2 protein-coding genes and 1 pseudogene are annotated in these 1,621 nt (G+C 65.2%); 2 read left to right on the forward strand and 1 reads right to left on the reverse strand.

Features of this window, described 5'->3' with window-relative positions:
* Window positions 1-422: pseudogene (locus EN984_RS33855) on the forward strand (3,4-dihydroxy-2-butanone-4-phosphate synthase); the annotation flags it as partial.
* 33 nt (window positions 423-455) lie between these two features.
* Window positions 456-998 carry a GNAT family N-acetyltransferase gene (locus EN984_RS33860; protein WP_127268179.1) on the forward strand — a complete coding sequence of 181 codons (543 nt, stop codon included), beginning with the start codon at window positions 456-458 and terminating at the stop codon, window positions 996-998.
* A gap of 38 nt (window positions 999-1,036) precedes the next feature.
* On the opposite strand, the gene EN984_RS33865 is transcribed toward EN984_RS33860, so the two are convergent.
* Window positions 1,037-1,621 (reverse strand): MFS transporter (locus EN984_RS33865; protein WP_164765884.1); only part of this gene is annotated, 585 nt, incomplete at its 5' end.

The raw sequence follows: 1,621 nt of genomic DNA on the forward strand, positions 1-1,621 counted from the left end.
CCTACACGCTGCCGTGGGACTCCATGCACCACGTCGCCATCGTCTTCGGCGACATTCGTGACGGCGAGGAGGTCCCGGTGCGCCTGCATTCGGAGGATGTGGTGACCGATGTGTTCGGCACCAGCCACCGGCTCGACGCCATTATGAAGGCAATGGGCGAGCGCAGGCGCGGCGTCATCGTCTATCTCAGAGAAGGCTCCGTCGGCGTTGCGCATCAGGAGCGCAAACGACCGGCAAGCGGCGACCGCGAGGATCACGAAGAGGCCCGCCGCCGCGAAAACGAGTGGCGCGAGATCGGGCTCGGCGCGCAGATCCTCAAGGATCTCGGCATCTCCTCGATCAACCTGATCGCCTCGCGCGAACGCCACTATGTCGGCCTCGAAGGTTTTGGCATCCACATCGCCAAGACCGAGATCCTCTGAGCCTCCCGCCGATCCGGTTGCCGGAGAAGACGGATGAATGCGCCCCTGCCTTCCAGCCAGCGCAGCGAGCGGCTTTTGCTGCGCCGCCCGGCAGAGGCTGATCTGGATTTCCTGATCGATCTCTTTTCGCGCGGGGAGCTTGTTGCGCATCGACCCGACCCTGTTCCGGATAGAGCCCAGCAGAGCGCCGCGCGGCTGAGGCGCGACATCGGTCATTGGGACAAGCACGGCTTTGGCCGCTGGGCAGTCGAGGCGGATGGAAAGTTGATCGGCTTCGGCGGCGTCACGGTATCGGCGGATTTCGACGGTCTGAACCTGTCCCATCATCTTCATCCGGCGGCCTGGGGACATGGCTATGCCACGGAATTGGTGATGGAAGCACTGCGCACCGCGTTCGGCCCCTTGCGTGCCGATCGGGTTGTCGGCCTCGTCCGCCCCGCCAATCCGGCCTCGCGACGGGTGCTGGAGAAATGTGGCTTCGCCTTCGAAAAAGAGGTGATGCTGCGCGGGGCGCCAACGATACTTTTGGCATTGGCGCACCCGGGAAAAGCCAATATTTCAGGCCCGGCCGCCTAGAGCGGCGCGCCCGGTCCTAAAGCCCGGACGCGCCGGAACTATTCCGCGGCAATCGCGGCTGCTTCGCATCCGTCCATCTCGCACTCAGTCGTGGCAAGGCTGCGTTGGCCGAGCAGCACCGTGGCCAGTGCGATCGTGCCTGAAGCCACCGACACCCAGAACCCGCTCTTGGCGCCGAACGCATCCACCATCGCGCCGGCCGCGAACGAGCCCAGCGCCATGCCGATGCCGATGCCGGTCATGACCCAGGTGATGCCTTCGGTCAGCATCGCTTCCGGCACATGCCGCTCGATCAGGCCGAACGCGGTGATGAAGGTCGGCGAGATCGCCACACCGCTGATGAACACGGTCAGCGCCAGCAGTGGCACGGTGTCGGCGGTGAGCGGCAACAGCGTGCCGAGCGCGACGAGGGCGACTGCGATGGCCAGCTGGCGTTTCAGCGGCGCCTTCAGGCTGAGCGCGCCGACGATGATGCCGAGCACGAACGATCCCAGCGCATAAACGCCGATGACGAGGCTGGCGGCGCCCGGTTGGCCAAGCTCCTTGGTGATCGCCACGGTGGTCACTTCCGTCGTCGCGAAGGTTGCGCCGATGAAGATCAGGGCGAGGGTGACGATCTGAAC

Origin of the sequence: Mesorhizobium sp. M7A.F.Ca.CA.004.12.1.1, assembly GCF_003997835.1 — a bacterium.
Lineage (GTDB): Bacteria > Pseudomonadota > Alphaproteobacteria > Rhizobiales > Rhizobiaceae > Mesorhizobium.